15 protein-coding genes are annotated in these 15,541 nt (G+C 71.4%); 7 read left to right on the top strand and 8 right to left on the bottom strand.

Features of this window, described 5'->3' with window-relative positions:
- Positions 1-78: 78 nt before the first annotated feature.
- Entirely contained in the window at positions 79-444 is a 366-nt protein-coding gene (locus tag ABT085_RS31530) for a YbjQ family protein (RefSeq protein ID WP_351615510.1), read from the bottom strand.
- Between the two features lie 141 nt (positions 445-585).
- Here ABT085_RS31530 and ABT085_RS31525 point away from each other — a divergent pair, with 141 nt between their 5' ends.
- Positions 586-1,701 (top strand): DedA family protein, encoded by a 1,116-nt coding sequence (locus ABT085_RS31525; protein WP_351615507.1) that lies wholly within the window; start codon positions 586-588, stop codon positions 1,699-1,701.
- Between the two features lie 61 nt (positions 1,702-1,762).
- On the opposite strand, the gene ABT085_RS31520 is transcribed toward ABT085_RS31525, so the two are convergent.
- Positions 1,763-3,439 carry a threonine/serine exporter family protein gene (locus ABT085_RS31520; RefSeq protein WP_351615504.1) on the bottom strand — a complete coding sequence of 559 codons (1,677 nt, stop codon included), beginning with the start codon at positions 3,437-3,439 and terminating at the stop codon, positions 1,763-1,765.
- 103 nt (positions 3,440-3,542) lie between these two features.
- Complete coding sequence (locus tag ABT085_RS31515; protein ID WP_351615513.1) at positions 3,543-4,034, bottom strand: inorganic diphosphatase; 492 nt, start codon at positions 4,032-4,034, stop codon at positions 3,543-3,545.
- A gap of 79 nt (positions 4,035-4,113) precedes the next feature.
- On the opposite strand from ABT085_RS31515, the gene dacB reads away from it, so the two are divergent.
- The 6 genes from dacB to folE all read left to right on the top strand — a co-directional run bounded on the left by dacB (position 4,114) and on the right by folE (position 12,038).
- The gene (dacB, locus tag ABT085_RS31510; protein WP_351615501.1) at positions 4,114-5,745 is read left to right on the top strand and encodes a D-alanyl-D-alanine carboxypeptidase/D-alanyl-D-alanine endopeptidase; all 1,632 of its coding nucleotides are present in this window, start codon (positions 4,114-4,116) and stop codon (positions 5,743-5,745) included.
- Between the two features lie 99 nt (positions 5,746-5,844).
- Complete coding sequence (locus ABT085_RS31505) at positions 5,845-6,978, top strand: Rv3626c family coenzyme F420 biosynthesis-associated protein (RefSeq protein WP_351615498.1); 1,134 nt, start codon at positions 5,845-5,847, stop codon at positions 6,976-6,978.
- A gap of 224 nt (positions 6,979-7,202) precedes the next feature.
- A complete protein-coding gene (gene tilS / locus ABT085_RS31500; protein ID WP_351615495.1) occupies positions 7,203-8,411 on the top strand; it encodes a tRNA lysidine(34) synthetase TilS in 1,209 nt (402 codons plus the stop codon).
- Between the two features lie 78 nt (positions 8,412-8,489).
- Positions 8,490-9,050, top strand: a complete 561-nt coding sequence (gene hpt / locus ABT085_RS31495) for a hypoxanthine phosphoribosyltransferase (RefSeq protein WP_152887790.1) — start codon at positions 8,490-8,492, stop codon at positions 9,048-9,050.
- Positions 9,051-9,233: 183 nt separating this feature from the next.
- Positions 9,234-11,273 (top strand): ATP-dependent zinc metalloprotease FtsH, encoded by a 2,040-nt coding sequence (gene ftsH, locus ABT085_RS31490; RefSeq protein WP_351615492.1) that lies wholly within the window; start codon positions 9,234-9,236, stop codon positions 11,271-11,273.
- Positions 11,274-11,432: 159 nt separating this feature from the next.
- Complete coding sequence (gene folE, locus ABT085_RS31485; protein WP_152887743.1) at positions 11,433-12,038, top strand: GTP cyclohydrolase I FolE; 606 nt, start codon at positions 11,433-11,435, stop codon at positions 12,036-12,038.
- A gap of 109 nt (positions 12,039-12,147) precedes the next feature.
- Here folE and ABT085_RS31480 read toward each other — a convergent pair whose 3' ends face one another.
- The 5 genes from ABT085_RS31480 to folP all read right to left on the bottom strand — a co-directional run bounded on the left by ABT085_RS31480 (position 12,148) and on the right by folP (position 15,356).
- Positions 12,148-12,633 carry a DUF3180 domain-containing protein gene (locus ABT085_RS31480; RefSeq protein WP_351615482.1) on the bottom strand — a complete coding sequence of 162 codons (486 nt, stop codon included), beginning with the start codon at positions 12,631-12,633 and terminating at the stop codon, positions 12,148-12,150.
- 94 nt (positions 12,634-12,727) lie between these two features.
- Positions 12,728-13,339, bottom strand: coding sequence for a 2-amino-4-hydroxy-6-hydroxymethyldihydropteridine diphosphokinase (folK, locus tag ABT085_RS31475; RefSeq protein ID WP_351615479.1), 612 nt, complete (start codon positions 13,337-13,339; stop codon positions 12,728-12,730).
- Entirely contained in the window at positions 13,336-13,695 is a 360-nt protein-coding gene (gene folB, locus ABT085_RS31470; RefSeq protein WP_351615476.1) for a dihydroneopterin aldolase, read from the bottom strand. The genes folK and folB overlap by 4 nt, the downstream gene beginning before the upstream one ends.
- A gap of 246 nt (positions 13,696-13,941) precedes the next feature.
- Positions 13,942-14,454: a nuclear transport factor 2 family protein gene (locus ABT085_RS31465; protein ID WP_351615473.1), complete on the bottom strand. Its 513-nt coding sequence runs from the start codon at positions 14,452-14,454 to the stop codon at positions 13,942-13,944.
- A complete protein-coding gene (gene folP, locus ABT085_RS31460) occupies positions 14,451-15,356 on the bottom strand; it encodes a dihydropteroate synthase (RefSeq protein WP_351615470.1) in 906 nt (301 codons plus the stop codon). The genes ABT085_RS31465 and folP overlap by 4 nt, the downstream gene beginning before the upstream one ends.
- Positions 15,357-15,541: the final 185 nt, after the last annotated feature.

Here is a 15,541-nt window from a genome sequence, read left to right as displayed (position 1 = left end):
CGGTGTGATCTTCCTATCTCTTGGGGCGCCACCGCGCCCCGCCACCCCGCCGGCGGGGCGGGGGGTCGGGGCCCGGTCTCACTCCGGGGCCAGGACCACCGCCGTTCCGTAGGCGCACACCTCGGTGCCCGCGTCCGCCGCCTCCGTGACGTCGAAGCGGAACGCCAGCACCGCGTTGGCGCCACGCGCCTGTGCCTGCTCCACCAGCCGTTCCATGGCCTGGTTGCGGGTCGCCACGAGCGTCTTGGTGAGCCCCTTGAGCTCACCGCCGATCATCGACTTCAGACCGGCACCGATCTGGCTGCCCAGGTGCCGGGAGCGCACGGTCAGGCCGAAGACCTCGCCGATGACCTGCTGGACGCGGTGTCCGGGTACGTCGTTCGTGGTCACGACCAGAACGGCAGCCTGGGGCTGCTGGCCGCCGCCGTATTCATCGATGCCCATGCTCACAGCTTTGACCAGACGGACGCACAGTGCATCCTGTGGGAAGCCCTGGGAACCTGGTCCCATGGCGTAGCGTTGTTAGTTTTGGGCGGTCCCGCCGCCGCACCGACCGCCCTCCCCCTTCTCAGGAGCCCGGAACCCGTGACTACCCTCGCCCTCGGCCCTGAGTGGCTTACCCCGGACTACCTGATCTCGACCTTCGGGCTGATCGGCATCCTGGTCATCGTCTTCGCCGAGTCGGGTCTGTTCGCCTTCCTGCCCGGCGACTCGCTGCTGTTCACGGCGGGTCTGCTGGTCGCGGACGGCAAGTGGATCCACCAGCCGCTGTGGCTGGTGTGCACGCTGATCGTGGCCGCGGCGGTCCTCGGCGACCAGGTCGGCTTCCTGATCGGCAAGTTCTTCGGGCCGAAGCTCTTCAGTCGGCCCGACTCCAAGCTCTTCAAGCAGGAGAACCTGGAGAAGGCGAACGAGTTCGTCGAGAACTACGGTCCCAAGGCCATCGTGCTGGCCCGCTTCGTGCCCATCGTGCGGACCTTCGCCCCGATCATCGCGGGCGCCGGCCGCATGCAGTACCGCACGTTCCTCACGTACAACGTGGTCGGCGGCGCCCTGTGGGGTACGGGCGTGACGGTCGCGGGTTACTTCCTCGGCCAGATCGACCTCATCAAGAACAACGTCGAGGCCATCCTCGTCCTGATCGTCCTCGTCTCCGTGATCCCGGTGATCATCGAGGTCCTCAAGGCCCGCAAGGAGAAGCGTGCGGCCGCGGACGCCCCGGCCGAGCCGGAGTTCCCGCAGCAGGCCTTCCAGCAGCAGACCCCGGCCATGGACGACGCGACGACCCAGCTGCGCCGCGTCCCCTCGGCGGACCGGCCCCACCAGAGCCAGAGCCGGCACCAGCAGCCCGGCCACGACCGGTACTACGACCAGGGCGCGGACCAGGGCTACGACCAGTACCAGGACCAGTACCAGGACCAGTACCAGGACCGGCCCCGGCAGCCCTACGCCCAGCAGCACCCGCAGAGCCAGGGTTACGGCGGCCAGCAGTACGCCCAGCCCCAGCAGCAGCCCCAGCAGCCGTACGGACAGGGCCAGCAGCCCCAGCAGCAGCCCTACGGCCAGCCCCAGCCCTACGCCCAGCAGCACCCCCAGCAGCACTCCCAGGGCCAGGGCTACGGTCGGCCGCCCTACGGCTCGCAGCCGGACTACCAGCAGGACTACCCGCAGGGCGGTCAGTACCCGTACGACCAGGGCTGAGTCCCTGCCGCGGGGCGGGGCCCGGCAGGAACAGGAAGCGGCGCCGGCGGGCGCGCGGTGGTCAGAAGCCGCGGGTCCGCTTCGCCGCCAGCCGTCCCCCGGTGGCTCCGCCCGGCACCCGCAGGAACAGCCGGGAGATCTCCGACCCCAGGTTCACGCCGATGGCGATGGCCATCGCGAGCGCGGCGGCCTTCGTCAGCGACACCACGCCCTTGTCGACCTCGTTCTGGGCGATCGACAGCAGCCCGAAGTACGTGGCGGAACCCGGCAGCAGCGGCCCGACGGCCGCGGTCGTGTACGGCAGCGCCGACGCGAACCGGTAGCGGGACAGCAGCTGCCCGAACAGACCCACCAGGCCCGCCGCCACGGCCGTGGAGGCGACCGGGGAGATGCCGGCGGTGTAGTGCATCGCGCCGTACACCGACCACGCGACGCCGCCGTTCAGGGTCACCGCCAGCACGGTGGACCGTTCCTGCTGGAGCAGCACCGCGAAGGTCAGGCACAGCAGCATGGACGCGCCGATCTGGACCAGCGGCCGCTCGGCGACGCTGAGCGCCGTGTCGGGGTTGAGCTGGGCGCCGAACTTCACGCCGAAGTACAGCACCACCAGCACGCCGACGACGATGCCGACGAACAGGTACATGACCTCCAGCAGCCGTGCGGCCGCGGTGATGTAGAAGCCGGTCAGACCGTCCTGGACCCCGGCGACCAGCGCCCGCCCCGGCAGCAGCGCGAACAGCCCACCGGTGATCACCGCGGACGCCTTCACGTCGACGTGCGCCAGCGTCAGCGCGACCCCTATGGCGGCGGGGGGCATCGCGGCCACCGTGAACTGGTAGAACTCGGGCAGCCCGCGCCCCGCGCACAGCCAGGCCAGCCGGTCGCCGAGCATCGCGCCGAGCGCGGCCGCGACGAAGACCAGCAGATCACCGCCGACGAGCACGGAGGCGGCGCCCGCGAGCAGCCCGCCGGCCGAGGTGAGCACCCAGGTGGGGTACGGGTGCCGGTTGCGGCGGATCTCCGCGAGCCGCCGGTAGGCCTCCTCCAGGGAGAGGTGGTCCTCGGTGTCGCTCAGGTCGTGCACGAGCTGGAAGACGGCCGCCAGCCGGGTGTAGTCGGTGCCCCGGCGGCGCACGGTCCGCGAGGCGGTCAGCGGGCCGTCCACCAGCGACGGCTGGTACGAGATCGACAGCAGGGTGAAGGTGGCGGTCGGCTCGCAGCGGTCCAGGCCGTAGGACCGGCAGACCGCGAACATCGCCGCCTCCACGTCCTCGGCGCCCTCGCCGCCGGCCAGCAGCAGTTCGCCGATGCGCAGGGTCAGGTCGAGCACGCGCGGGACGGCGGGCGCGACCTCCTCGGCCTTGCGCGCCGTCTCCAGCGCGGGCCGCTCGGCCACCGGCATCCGCAGCATCGTGCGCATCCGGTCCTGCCAGGGGGCGTCCTTGGTCAGGCTGACCCGGGGGACACCGACCGGCGGGGTGAAGGCGGGCGGGGCGCTGCGGGCGCTGTAGGTCCGCGGTGTGCTGAAGGCCGAGCCCTCGGACTCACCGACCGCCGGCTGCGCCACGTCCAGCCCGTCGGGGACGGCGAACTCGGACGTGGTCTCCGACTCCGTACCGCCCTTGGTGCTCTTGGGGACCGCGAGACCCTCCGGAATCGCGAACTCGGACGTGATCTCCGACTCGTACGTGCTCCTCGCCTCGTCCGACTGCGGCTTGCGGTCCTCCGCTTCCGTCACTGACGCAACGCTCCCTGAACGACGCCTTTCCCAGCCCCAGTATGCGCACAGACATGCCGACGGGCCGCACGCGTGCGCGTACGGCCCGTGGACGGCAGGGGACTCAGTGGCCGCCCTGGTCCTTGAATCGCTTGTAGGACCGCTCGATCTCGGCCTCGGCCTCGGTGCGGCCGACCCAGTCGGCGCCCTCGACGGACTTGCCGGGCTCCAGGTCCTTGTAGACCTCGAAGAAGTGCTGGATCTCCAGGCGGTCGAACTCCGACACGTGGTGGATGTCGCGCAGGTGCTCCACGCGCGGGTCGGACGCCGGGACGCACAGCAGCTTGTCGTCGCCGCCGGCCTCGTCGGTCATCCGGAACATGCCGATGGCACGGCACTTGATGAGGCAGCCGGGGAAGGTCGGCTCCTCCAGGATGACCAGCGCGTCCAGCGGGTCGCCGTCCTCGCCGAGAGTGTTCTCGACGAAGCCGTAGTCGGCCGGGTAACTGGTCGAGGTGAAGAGCCGACGGTCCAGTCGGATCCGACCGGTCTCGTGGTCCACCTCGTACTTGTTCCGCGAACCCTTCGGGATCTCGATCGTGACGTCGAACTCCACCGGTGGCTCCTCCATGATCAGCACATAGTTCTGGTGATTAAGTGTCCCTCACGCAGGTGTGTGATCGCGAAAGGGGCTGGTGGTCGTGCCCGAGCTGAGGCCTTGGCAGGCCGCGAGACCGCACGTGGTGCGGATCGCGGGCGCCGTCCGACCGCGTCTCGTGCGAGCAGTGACGGCCGTGAAGCCGCCTCTCGTACGGGTCGCGACGGCCGTGAGGCCGCGGGTCGCGCGGCTGACACAGACCGTGAAACCGCAGGTCACACGGCCCGTCAGGCCGAAGACCTGGCAGTACACCGCGGGTGCCGCCACCGCCGGACTTGCGCTGGCCGCCGTCGTGGTGAGCGCCGCCGGGCCCTGGGACGCCACCGGTCAGCGTACGGCCGAGCGGGACCGGGCAGCCGCCCTGGACGGCACGGGTGGCACAGATCACGGCCGTAAGTCCGATACGTCCGGTACGCAGGCCCGGGGGCCCCGGCCCGCGCCCAGCGCCCCGTCCGTGCTGACCGGTCTCACCGCCGGAGTGACCGCCGTGCAGTCGAAGCCGGGCGCGAAGTCCGTGGCCGACGTCCTGGACCCGCTCCTGGACGACCAGGCGCTCGGCAGCCGGCACACCGCCGTCGTCGTCGACCTCGGCACCGGCCGGCGCCTGTACGGCACCGGGGCCGACGACGCGCTGACCCCCGCCTCCACCACGAAGATCGCCACCGCCGTCGCCGCGCTCTCCGCGATGGGCGCCGACCACCGCTTCACCACCCGCACCGCCCTCGAACCCGGCACGAAGGAGGTCGTCCTGGTCGGCGGCGGCGACCCGACCCTGACGGCCCACGCGGACGACAAGGAAGGCTGGGCGAGCCTGCGCGCCCTCGCCGCCGACACCGCCGCCGCCCTGAAGAAGCGCGGCCTGAGCCAGGTGACGCTGTCGTACGACACGACCCTCTACGCCGGTTCCGCGACCCACCCGATCGGCGTCAACGACAACATCGCCCAGGTCAGCGCCCTGATGGCGGACGAGGGCCGTACGGACGACTCGACGCACGGCCCGGTGGCCCGGGTGGCCGACCCGGCGGCCGACGCGGCCCGCCGGTTCGGCGAGTTCCTGAACTCGGCCGGGATCCGGACGACTTCGCCCGGCCTGTCCAAGGCGAGCGGCCGCGCCGAGTCCCTGGCCACCGTCTCCTCGCCGCCGCTGTCCAGCGTCGTCGAGCGGATGCTGACCAACAGCGACAACGACATCGCCGAGGCGCTCGCCCGCCAGACCGCCGTCGCGACCGGCGGGCGCGCCGACTTCGCCGGCGGCGGGAAGGCGATCCGCGCCCAGCTCCAGAAGCTCGGACTTCCCCTGACGGGCGCCGAGTTCAAGGACGGCAGCGGTCTGAACCGCGACGACCGGCTGACCGCGAACCTGCTGACGGCCCTGCTGGTCAAGGCCGGTGACCCCGCCCACCCCGAACTCCGCCCGGTCCTCACCGGTCTTCCGGTGGCCGGCTTCACCGGCACCCTCAGCGCCCGCTACAGCGACGGCGCGGCCGGCGTCGTACGGGCCAAGACCGGCACCCTGACCGGCGTCAACACGCTGGCCGGCACGGTCGTGGACGAGGACGGCCGGCTGCTGGCCTTCGCCTTCCTGACCGCGGACACGACCGATCCGGCGGCGGCCCAGTCGGCGCTGGACCGGACGGCGACCGCGCTCGCCGCGTGCGGCTGCGGCTGAACCGGACCGTACGGCGCCGGGTGCCGCCCGGCGCACCGCGGCCCGCGGACACCGCTTCGAGGCCTGCCCGCGGCGGGAACGCTCACGTACCGTTGAGCCATGACGAGCATCGGTGGTGCTGCATCTACTGGGATGGTCGACTGGAATCTCGCGGTGGCGACCGCGACCCGGCTGGTACGGCCGGGCCCCGAGGTGAGCCGCGACGAGGCCCGGGCCGTCGTCGCGGAACTGCGCCGCCACGCCAAGGCCTCGGAGGAACACGTCCGGGGCTTCACCCGGATGGGCACCGGAGACGTCCATGACACCCCCGTGCTCGTGGTCGACCGGCCCGGCTGGGTCCGGGCGAACGTCGCCGGGTTCCGGGAGATCCTCAAGCCGCTGCTCGACAAGATGCAGGACCGGCGCGGCAACAACCCCGGCGGCGCGGTCCTGGGCATGGTCGGCGGCAAGGTGACCGGCGTCGAACTCGGCATGCTGCTGTCGTTCCTCGCCTCACGGGTCCTCGGCCAGTACGAGACCTTCGCCCCCGCCACCCGCGAACTGCCGGCCGGGCCGGCCGGCGGCGGCCGCCTGCTGCTCGTCGCGCCGAACATCGTGCACGTGGAGCGGGAACTCGACGTACAGCCCCACGACTTCCGCCTCTGGGTGTGCCTGCACGAGGAGACGCACCGCACCCAGTTCTCCGCGGTGCCCTGGCTGCGCGACCACGTGGAGGGTGAGATCCAGTCTTTCCTGGGGGAGACCGACGTCGACCCCATGACCTTCCTGGAGCGCATCCGGGAGGCCGCCCAGTCGCTGGCCGGCGGTCGGCCCGAGGGCGAGGAGGACGACGGCGGCCGCTCCCTGGTGGAGCTGGTGCAGACCCCGGCCCAGCGGGAGATCCTCACCCGGCTGACCGCCGTGATGTCCCTGCTGGAGGGGCACGCCGACTTCGTGATGGACGGGGTCGGGCCCTCGGTCGTCCCGAGCGTCGCGGAGATCCGCGAGAAGTTCCAGCAGCGCCGCGCCAAGGGCGCCTCGCGACTGGACACCACGCTGCGCAAGCTGCTGGGCCTGGACGCCAAGCTCAAGCAGTACCGGGACGGCGAGCGTTTCGTGCGGGCCGTGGTGGACCAGGTCGGCATGGACGGGTTCAACCGGGTGTGGACGTCGCCCAACACCCTGCCGACCAAGGCGGAGATCGCCGAACCGGGGGACTGGGTCGCGCGGGTGCACGGCAGGACGGATTCCTGAAACCGTGACCGCGGGCCGGTCCGTGGGCCGGGCACGACACGGGAAGCCGTGGGACGGATCCGGCCGACGGCAGGCGAACGCCCCTCCAATCACCCGTCCGAGGGACCGTGAGCCATGCGTAGGCGTGCAATGCTCGGGGAACGCCCCGGTTCTGTCACCATCGACACACTCTGAGTGACCGAGCCTCGGGTTCACTCCCGAAAACTTCATGAAGGGAACCGGACATGGGTCCCCATCCTGCGGTCGCGGCGATACGCCTGGCGGTCCGCCGCGTCCTCCACGACATCCTCATCGAACTCAACAGAACAGCCGGCGCCGACGACGTCACCTTCGCCACGGGCACCCTCACCACGGCGGGCACGCCGTCCGCCGCGGGCGCATCGTCCGCCGTGGGCGCGCCGTCCGCCGTGGGTACGCCGGCGGCCGTCGACGTCCCCGGCTCCGTCGGCCAGGCCCCCGGCCGGTACGCCGACCAGGTCCCGGCGCAGGGCACCGACCGCGCGCCCGACGAGCGCCCGGCACCGCCGCTCGTGCTCGTCGCGTGCTCCGGCGGCGCCGACTCCATGGCGCTGGCCTCCGCCCTCGCCTTCGAGGCGCCCAAGCTCGGCATCCGCGCCGGCGGCGTCACCGTCGACCACGGCCTCCAGCCCGGTTCCGACCTGCGCGCCGACGAGGTCGTGCTGCGGCTGCGCGAACTCGGCCTGGACCCGGTCGAGTCCGTCGCCGTGACCGTCGGCCGCGAGGGCGGGCCCGAGGCCGCCGCCCGCGACGCCCGCTACGCCGCCCTCGACGCCGCCGCGGACCGCCACGGCGCCGCCGCGATCCTGCTCGGCCACACCCGTGACGACCAGGCGGAGACCGTCCTGCTGGGGCTCGCCCGGGGATCCGGCATCCGGTCCCTGTCCGGGATGGCCGCGGTCTCGGGGGCCGACGGCCGCTACCGCAGGCCCTTCCTCCAGCTCGACCGGCAGACCGCGCGCAAGGCCTGTATGGCCCAGTCGCTGCCCGTCTGGGACGACCCGCACAACGCCGATCCGGCCTACACCCGCTCCCGGCTGCGCCACGAAGGCCTGCCCGCCCTGGAGAAGGCCCTCGGCAAGGGAGTCGTCGAGGCCCTCGCCCGTACGGCCCAGCTCTCCCGTGACGATGCAGACGCTCTCGACGCCTGGGCCAGCCAGGCCGAGGCCTCCGTACGCGACGCGACGGGTCTGCTGGAGTGCGCCAAGCTCTACGCCCTGCCGCCCGCCGTACGCCGCCGGATCCTGCGCCGTGCGGCCATCGAGGCGGGCGCTCCGGCCGGTTCGCTGTTCGCCCGCCACATCGAGGAGGTCGACCGGCTGATCACCGGTTGGCGGGGTCAGGGAGCCATCAACCTCCCCGGCCGGGTCGTCGCCCAGCGACAGGGTGGCAGACTGGTGATCCGGCAAGGCTGAATCTCCCTCCTCGGGGAGACGGCCGGCCTCCCCTTCGGGCAGGGGCCGGGCAGCCGGTGGGACGACCGACCGAAAGTGATGCGGGTGGACGCGAAAGACATGGGTGCCGACCTCAAAGAGGTACTCATCACCAAGGAAGAGATCGACGCGAAGCTGGCCGAGCTGGCCGCGAGGATCGACGAGGAGTACGCGGGCAAGGACCTGCTGATCGTCGGCGTCCTCAAGGGCGCGGTGATGGTCATGGCCGACCTCGCCCGGTCGCTGTCCACCCCCGTCACCATGGACTGGATGGCGGTGTCCTCGTACGGGGCGGGCACCCAGTCCTCCGGTGTGGTGCGGATCCTCAAGGACCTCGACACCGACATCAAGGGCCGGCACGTCCTGATCGTCGAGGACATCATCGACTCCGGCCTGACCCTGTCGTGGCTGCTCAGCAACCTCGGCTCGCGCGAGCCCGCCTCCCTGAAGGTGTGCACGCTGCTGCGCAAGCCGGACGCCGCCAAGGTCGCCATCGACGTGGCGTGGGTCGGCTTCGACATCCCCAACGAGTTCGTCGTCGGCTACGGCCTCGACTACGCCGAGAAGTACCGCAACCTGCCGTTCGTGGGTACTCTCGCGCCGCACGTCTACGGCGGCTGAGCCAGTAGGACCAAGCTCACCAGGACGATCGGGAACCCCAGCGGGCCTCTCGCCGTTGGAGCAGGCAGACGGATCGCCAGCCGTCCCGTGCGGCTTCGGTCCACAATGCTGGGGTACCGTCAGAAGAACTGTCTTATCAAACTCACTATGGCAGGAGGGACGGGGCGACACCGCTCCGTATGGATGGACGTGAAGCGATACTTCCGTGGGCCGGTCATGTGGATCGTGCTGGCCGTCCTTGCCGTGGTCGTGTTGATGCAGGTCGTCGGCTCGTCCGGCGGCTACAAGACGGTGGACACCGGCAAGGTCGTCCAGGCGATCAACGACAACAAGGTCGAATCGGCCAAGATCACCACCGGTGACGAGCAGACCATCAAGGTCTCGCTCAAGGACGGCGTGAAGGTCGACGGCAGCTCGAAGATCCAGGCGAGCTACATCGGCGACCAGGGCGTGACCATCGCCAACACGCTGCAGACCAAGTACCAGGACAAGCAGATCCCCGACGGCTACACCGTCACCCCGACGAAGCAGAACGCTTTCCTCGGCATCCTGCTCTCCCTGCTCCCCTTCGTCCTCATCGTCGTCGTGTTCCTGTTCCTGATGAATCAGATGCAGGGCGGCGGCTCCCGGGTCATGAACTTCGGCAAGTCCAAGGCGAAGCTCATCACCAAGGACACCCCGAAGACGACGTTCGCGGACGTCGCGGGCTCGGACGAGGCCGTCGAGGAGCTCCAGGAGATCAAGGAGTTCCTCCAGGAGCCGGCGAAGTTCCAGGCGGTCGGCGCCAAGATCCCCAAGGGCGTACTGCTGTACGGCCCTCCCGGCACCGGCAAGACCCTGCTCGCGCGTGCCGTCGCGGGCGAGGCGGGCGTGCCGTTCTACTCGATCTCCGGTTCCGACTTCGTCGAGATGTTCGTCGGTGTCGGTGCCTCCCGGGTGCGCGACCTGTTCGAGCAGGCCAAGGCGAACGCCCCGGCGATCGTCTTCGTCGACGAGATCGACGCGGTCGGCCGTCACCGCGGCGCCGGCCTCGGCGGTGGCCACGACGAGCGCGAGCAGACGCTGAACCAGCTGCTCGTCGAGATGGACGGCTTCGACGTCAAGGGCGGCGTCATCCTGATCGCCGCCACGAACCGCCCGGACATCCTCGACCCGGCCCTCCTGCGCCCCGGCCGCTTCGACCGCCAGATCGCGGTCGACCGCCCCGACATGCAGGGCCGCCTGGAGATCCTCAAGGTCCACCAGAAGGGCAAGCCGGTCGCGCCCGACGTCGACCTGGCCGCCGTCGCCCGCCGCACCCCCGGCTTCACGGGTGCCGATCTGTCCAACGTGCTGAACGAGGCCGCGCTGCTCACGGCCCGCAGCGACCGGAAGCTGATCGACAACCTGATGCTGGACGAGGCGATCGACCGTGTGGTCGCGGGCCCGCAGAAGCGGACCCGGATCATGTCGGACAAGGAGAAGAAGATCACCGCGTACCACGAGGGCGGTCACGCCCTGGTCGCGGCGGCCTCGCCGAACTCCGACCCGGTCCACAAGATCACGATCCTGTCCCGCGGCCGCGCCCTCGGCTACACGATGGTGCTCCCGGACGAGGACAAGTACTCGACCACGCGCAACGAGATGCTCGACCAGCTGGCCTACATGCTGGGCGGCCGCGCGGCCGAGGAACTGGTCTTCCACGACCCGACCACGGGCGCCGCGAACGACATCGAGAAGGCCACGGCCACCGCCCGCGCGATGGTCACGCAGTACGGCATGACCGAGCGGCTCGGCGCGATCAAGTTCGGCGGCGACAACACCGAGCCCTTCCTCGGCCGTGAGATGGCTCACCAGCGCGACTACTCGGAAGAGGTCGCCGCTCTGGTGGACGAGGAAGTCAAGAAGCTCATCGAGAACGCGCACAACGAGGCCTGGGAGATCCTGGTCGAGAACCGCGACGTCCTCGACAACCTGGTGCTCCAGCTGCTGGAGAAGGAGACGCTCGGCAAGGAGGAGATCGCGGAGGTCTTCGCCACGATCGTCAAGCGGCCGCCGCGGCCCGCCTGGACCGGCTCCTCCCGCCGTACGCCGTCCACCCGTCCGCCGGTGCTCTCCCCCAAGGAGCTGGCACTGACGAACGGCGCGAACGGCGCGACGCCGGCCATCAGCACCGTGAAGTCGACCGCTGCGGAGTCCGCGTCGGCGACGGAACCGGTCACGGAGGACCGACCGGAGAGCTGACCCTCCCGGCCGTCCCCGGTGGCCTCACCAGGCCCGGAATGGATGCCGCGCCCCCCAGGTTCTAGCCTGGGGGGCGCGGCATTTCGGTAGGTCCGCAAGCGGGACGCGGTGGCCTGCCCCCCGCCCGCACGCATGACAGGTACAGGAACGAGGCTTCAGATGACCGACCCCGTGACGCTCGACGGCGAGGGCTCCATCGGCGAGTTCGACGAGAAGCGCGCCGAGAACGCCGTGCGCGAGCTTCTCATCGCGGTCGGCGAGGACCCGGACCGCGAGGGGCTCAAGGAGACTCCTGCGCGGGTGGCGCGGGCGTACCGGGAGATATTCGCGGGACTGTGGCAGAAGCCCGAGGACGTGCTGACCACGACGTTCGACCTGGGGCACGACGAGATGGTCCTGGTGAAGGACATCGAGGTCCTCAGCTCCTGTGAGCATCACCTGGTGCCGTTCGTCGGGGTGGCCCACGTCGGCTACATCCCGTCCGTCGACGGCAAGATCACCGGTCTGTCGAAGCTGGCCCGGCTCGTCGACGTCTACGCCCGCCGGCCGCAGGTCCAGGAGCGGCTGACCACGCAGATCGCCGACTCGCTGATGGAGATCCTGGAGCCGCGCGGGGTCATCGTGGTCGTCGAGTGCGAGCACATGTGCATGTCCATGCGGGGCGTGCGCAAGCCCGGGGCGAAGACGATCACGTCGGCCGTGCGGGGACAGCTGCGCGACCTGGCCACCCGCACCGAGGCCATGAGCCTGATCATGGCGCGCTGACGCCCACGGCGGCGACGCGGGCCGGGCCGTGCGGCCCGGGTTCCGGCGGGTCCCGGCCCGCGGCCCCGGACGGGTCCGTGCGGGCGGGACAAGCCCTCCTGACGCGGTCCTAGGCCCGCGTGGCCGCGCCGTTGTCGTGCTCGTCGTCCTCCGGGAGGCGGCACACGCGCTCCAGGAAGATGGCGGCCGCTATCACGCCGAACCCGGCCAGCACCGAGAAGCCGGCGTAGATGGCCTGGTCGCGGCGGGCGGGGATGTCGAGGGACTCCAGCAGGAAGACGCCCGTGCCGCCGTACATGCCGGCGACGAGAGCGGCCACCAGGGCGCTGGCCTGGCCGAAGACGACCGCGCGGGCCGCCATCAGCGGGTCCACGCCCTTGGCGTCGGGCAGGCGCTCGCGCTGGGCCTTGAGCCGGGCGCGGATCGACAGGGCCGTGGCGAGGAGGATCACCGCGATCACGGCGAGGACGATGGGGGCGGCCAGCGGGACGCTGGGGAGGGTCCCCAGCGCGTTCCACAGGCGGGCACCCGCCCAGGAGAGCACTCCGGCGACGACGAACACGCCTGCCAGCACCCTGATGCGAAGCTCTCTCACGGTGTTCCTTCAGCTCCCCCGGACAGCGGTCGTGGACGGCCCGCACCCGGTGGGCCGTCCCTGTGGTCGTCTAGACCCTAACGACTACTAACGACTACTCGGGCAGCCGGAGTTCCAGGTCCTTGCGCGCCGTGACCCCGTCCAGGGTGATGATGCCCAGGAGAGCGGCGACCGGGCCGTGGCCGGGCAGCTCGGCCTCGGGTTCCACGTCGTGCCAGGGGGCGAGCACGAAGGCCCGCTCGTGGGCACGCGGATGCGGGAGGGTGAGCCGCGGGTCGTCGCTGACCGTGTCGGCGTAGGCGACGATGTCGACGTCGAGGGTGCGCGGGCCCCAGCGCTCGTCGCGCACGCGGTGGAAGGCCTCCTCGACCGCGTGGGCGCGCTCCAGCAGCGAGGACGGCGGGAGGGTGGTCTTCAGGATCACGACCGCGTTGAAGTACGACGGCTGGCTGCCGGGCTCGACGCCCCACGGCTCCGTCTCGTACACCGGGGAGACGGCCTTGATGCGTACGCCGGGGGTGTCCTCCAGCGCGTCCACGGCGGCCTGGAGGGTCTCCAGACGGTTGCCGAGGTTCGAGCCGAGGGAGAGCACCGCCCGTTTCGGGTTGTGCAGGGTCGTGTCGGCGGCGTCGACCTTCTCGACGACGGAGGCGGGTACCGGCTGTACGGTCGGGTCGCTGTGACCCCCGGTGAGGGATGCGGTCATACTCGGCTCCGGATGATGGTGACGGTCACGTCGTCGAACGGGACGGTGATCGGGGCGTCCGGCTTGTGGACGCAGACCTCGACCTCCTCGACCCCCTCGTGCTTCAGGCAGGCCTGGGCGATGCGCTCGGCGAGCGTCTCGATGAGGTTGACGGGCTCGCCCTGGACGATGGCCACGACCTCCTCCGCCACGATGCCGTAGTGCGCGGTCTTCGCCAGGTCGTCGTCGGCCGCGGCCGGCCGGGTGTCAAGGCCAAGGACGAGGTCCACGATGAAGGTCTGACCCTCCTCGCGCTCCTTGGGGAACACACCGTGGTGCCCGCGGGCCTTCAGGCCGCGCAGCGCGACACGATCCACGCGAATCACTCCTGCAATCGTCGGTGACGGCCGGTCCGTACCGTGTGCGCGCGGCACACCGGCCTCAAACGAATCTACCTGCGAGCACTGACAGTGCCGGGCCGGCGGCGCACCGGCCCCGGCCGACCCCGAAAGTTTCCTCGGGGATTTCCCCTGGGAAACCCGGCGGCTCACAGGCCGGTAGCGGCTTCTACCCCGCGAGCCGTGATTCCAACCACTTTCGTGGTTCCGGCGCGCCACACCCTCTCAGGAGGGCGTGCCGGGGGTGTCCTCGTCGTCCTCCTCGCCGGTCTCGGCCAGCACCGGCGAGGCGTGGTGCGACCAGAGCTTCCAGCCGGCGGCCGTGCGGTGGAACACGTTCGTGGCGACCACCAGCTGACCGACGAGGGGTCCCAGCTCCTCGCCGTCCTTCGGGGCGGGCCCGCCGCTGAGGATGTTCTCGGTGCAGTTCACCAGGGCGGTGTCGCCCGTGACGGAGACATGCACGTCGGTGAGGAAGAACTGGATGTACTCCGTGTTCGCCATGATCAGCGCGTACGACCTGAGGACCTCGCCGCGGCCGGTGAGCACGGGCCAGCCCGGGTGCACGCAGGAGATCACGCCGGCGTCGGCCGGGTCGTGGTACTCCTCGTCGACGCCGAGGTCGGCGGGGGTCAGCCAGAGCGAGGTCAGCTCCTCGAAGTCGCCGCGCTCCAGCGCCTCGTAGAAGGCGGTGTTGGCGGCCTCGACCTGCTCCACGTCGGTGTGGGGAGAGCTCACCGGGCTCCCTCGGAGGTGCCGGTACCGGGGGTGCCGTCCGGGGTGCGGGCACCCTCCACGGCGCGTGCGACGCGTACGGCGTCCGCGGTCGCGCGCACCTCGTGCACCCGTACCGCCCAGGCGCCGGCCTGCGCGGCGAGCGCGGAGACGGCGGCGGTCGCCGCGTCGCGCTCGCGGGCCGGGGGCGGGGCGCCCTGCGGGCCCGCCAGGACCCGCCCGAGGAACCGCTTGCGGGAGGCGGCGACGAGCAGGGGGTGGCCGAGGGCGCGCAGCCGGTCGAGGTGGGCGAGCAGGGCCAGGTCGTCCTCGGCCTCCTTGGAGAAGCCGAGCCCGGGGTCGACGACGATGCGGTCGGGGGCGATGCCGCCCGCGAGGACGGCCTCCACGCGTGCGTGCAGCTCGTCGACGACTTCGGTGACTGCGTCGGCGTAGGCGCCGCGGACGGCGTCGCCCTGGAGGAAGCCGCGCCAGTGCATGACGACGAAGGGGGCGCCCGTCTCGGCCACCACGGAGATCATCGCGGGGTCGGCGAGACCGCCGCTGACGTCGTTGACCAGGCGGGCGCCGGCGGCGAGGGCCTGGGCGGCGACGGAGGCGCGCATGGTGTCGACGGAGACGACGACGCCTTCGGAGGCGAGCCCGCGGACCACCGGGATGACGCGCTTGAGCTCCTCCGCCTCGTCGACGCGGGTGGCGCCGGGGCGGGTGGACTCACCGCCGACGTCGACCAGGTCCGCGCCCTCGGCGACCAGTCCGAGGCCGTGCTTGACGGCGGCCGTGGTGTCGAACCAGCGGCCGCCGTCGGAGAAGGAATCGGGGGTCACGTTCACGACCCCCATGACCGCGCAGCGGTCCCAGTCCGGAAGACCCGCCACGCGCCCGCGTCCGCTCTGCTTGCTCATATGTTCAGCGTAGGCCCAGGGCAGGGCCGCAAGACCCGCAAGGTCCGTGGGCCGGGTGCCCGCCACGGGCCACGGGCGGGTCCGCGTCCGGGTCCCTGGGCCGGTCCGCGTCCGGGGCCGTGGGCGGCTCTGCGTCCGGGTCCGCGTCCGGGGCCGGAGCGGTGGCCGGCCCGGACGCTCAGGCC

The organism is Streptomyces sp. NPDC002265 (assembly GCF_040296125.1).
Classification (GTDB): domain Bacteria; phylum Actinomycetota; class Actinomycetes; order Streptomycetales; family Streptomycetaceae; genus Streptomyces.
This window is presented reverse-complemented; position numbering and strand designations above follow the sequence as displayed.

Bases quoted from the DNA above. Each gene is read 5' to 3' on its own strand.
- ABT085_RS31530 (WP_351615510.1), bottom strand. From the start codon at position 444: ATGGGCATCGATGAATACGGCGGCGGCCAGCAGCCCCAGGCTGCCGTT.
- ABT085_RS31505 (WP_351615498.1), top strand. From the start codon at position 5,845: ATGACGAGCATCGGTGGTGCTGCATCTACTGGGATGGTCGACTGGAAT.
- tilS (WP_351615495.1), top strand. From the start codon at position 7,203: ATGGGTCCCCATCCTGCGGTCGCGGCGATACGCCTGGCGGTCCGCCGC.
- hpt (WP_152887790.1), top strand. From the start codon at position 8,490: ATGCGGGTGGACGCGAAAGACATGGGTGCCGACCTCAAAGAGGTACTC.
- ftsH (WP_351615492.1), top strand. From the start codon at position 9,234: ATGGACGTGAAGCGATACTTCCGTGGGCCGGTCATGTGGATCGTGCTG.
- folE (WP_152887743.1), top strand. From the start codon at position 11,433: ATGACCGACCCCGTGACGCTCGACGGCGAGGGCTCCATCGGCGAGTTC.
- folK (WP_351615479.1), bottom strand. From the start codon at position 13,339: ATGACCGCATCCCTCACCGGGGGTCACAGCGACCCGACCGTACAGCCG.
- folP (WP_351615470.1), bottom strand. From the start codon at position 15,356: ATGAGCAAGCAGAGCGGACGCGGGCGCGTGGCGGGTCTTCCGGACTGG.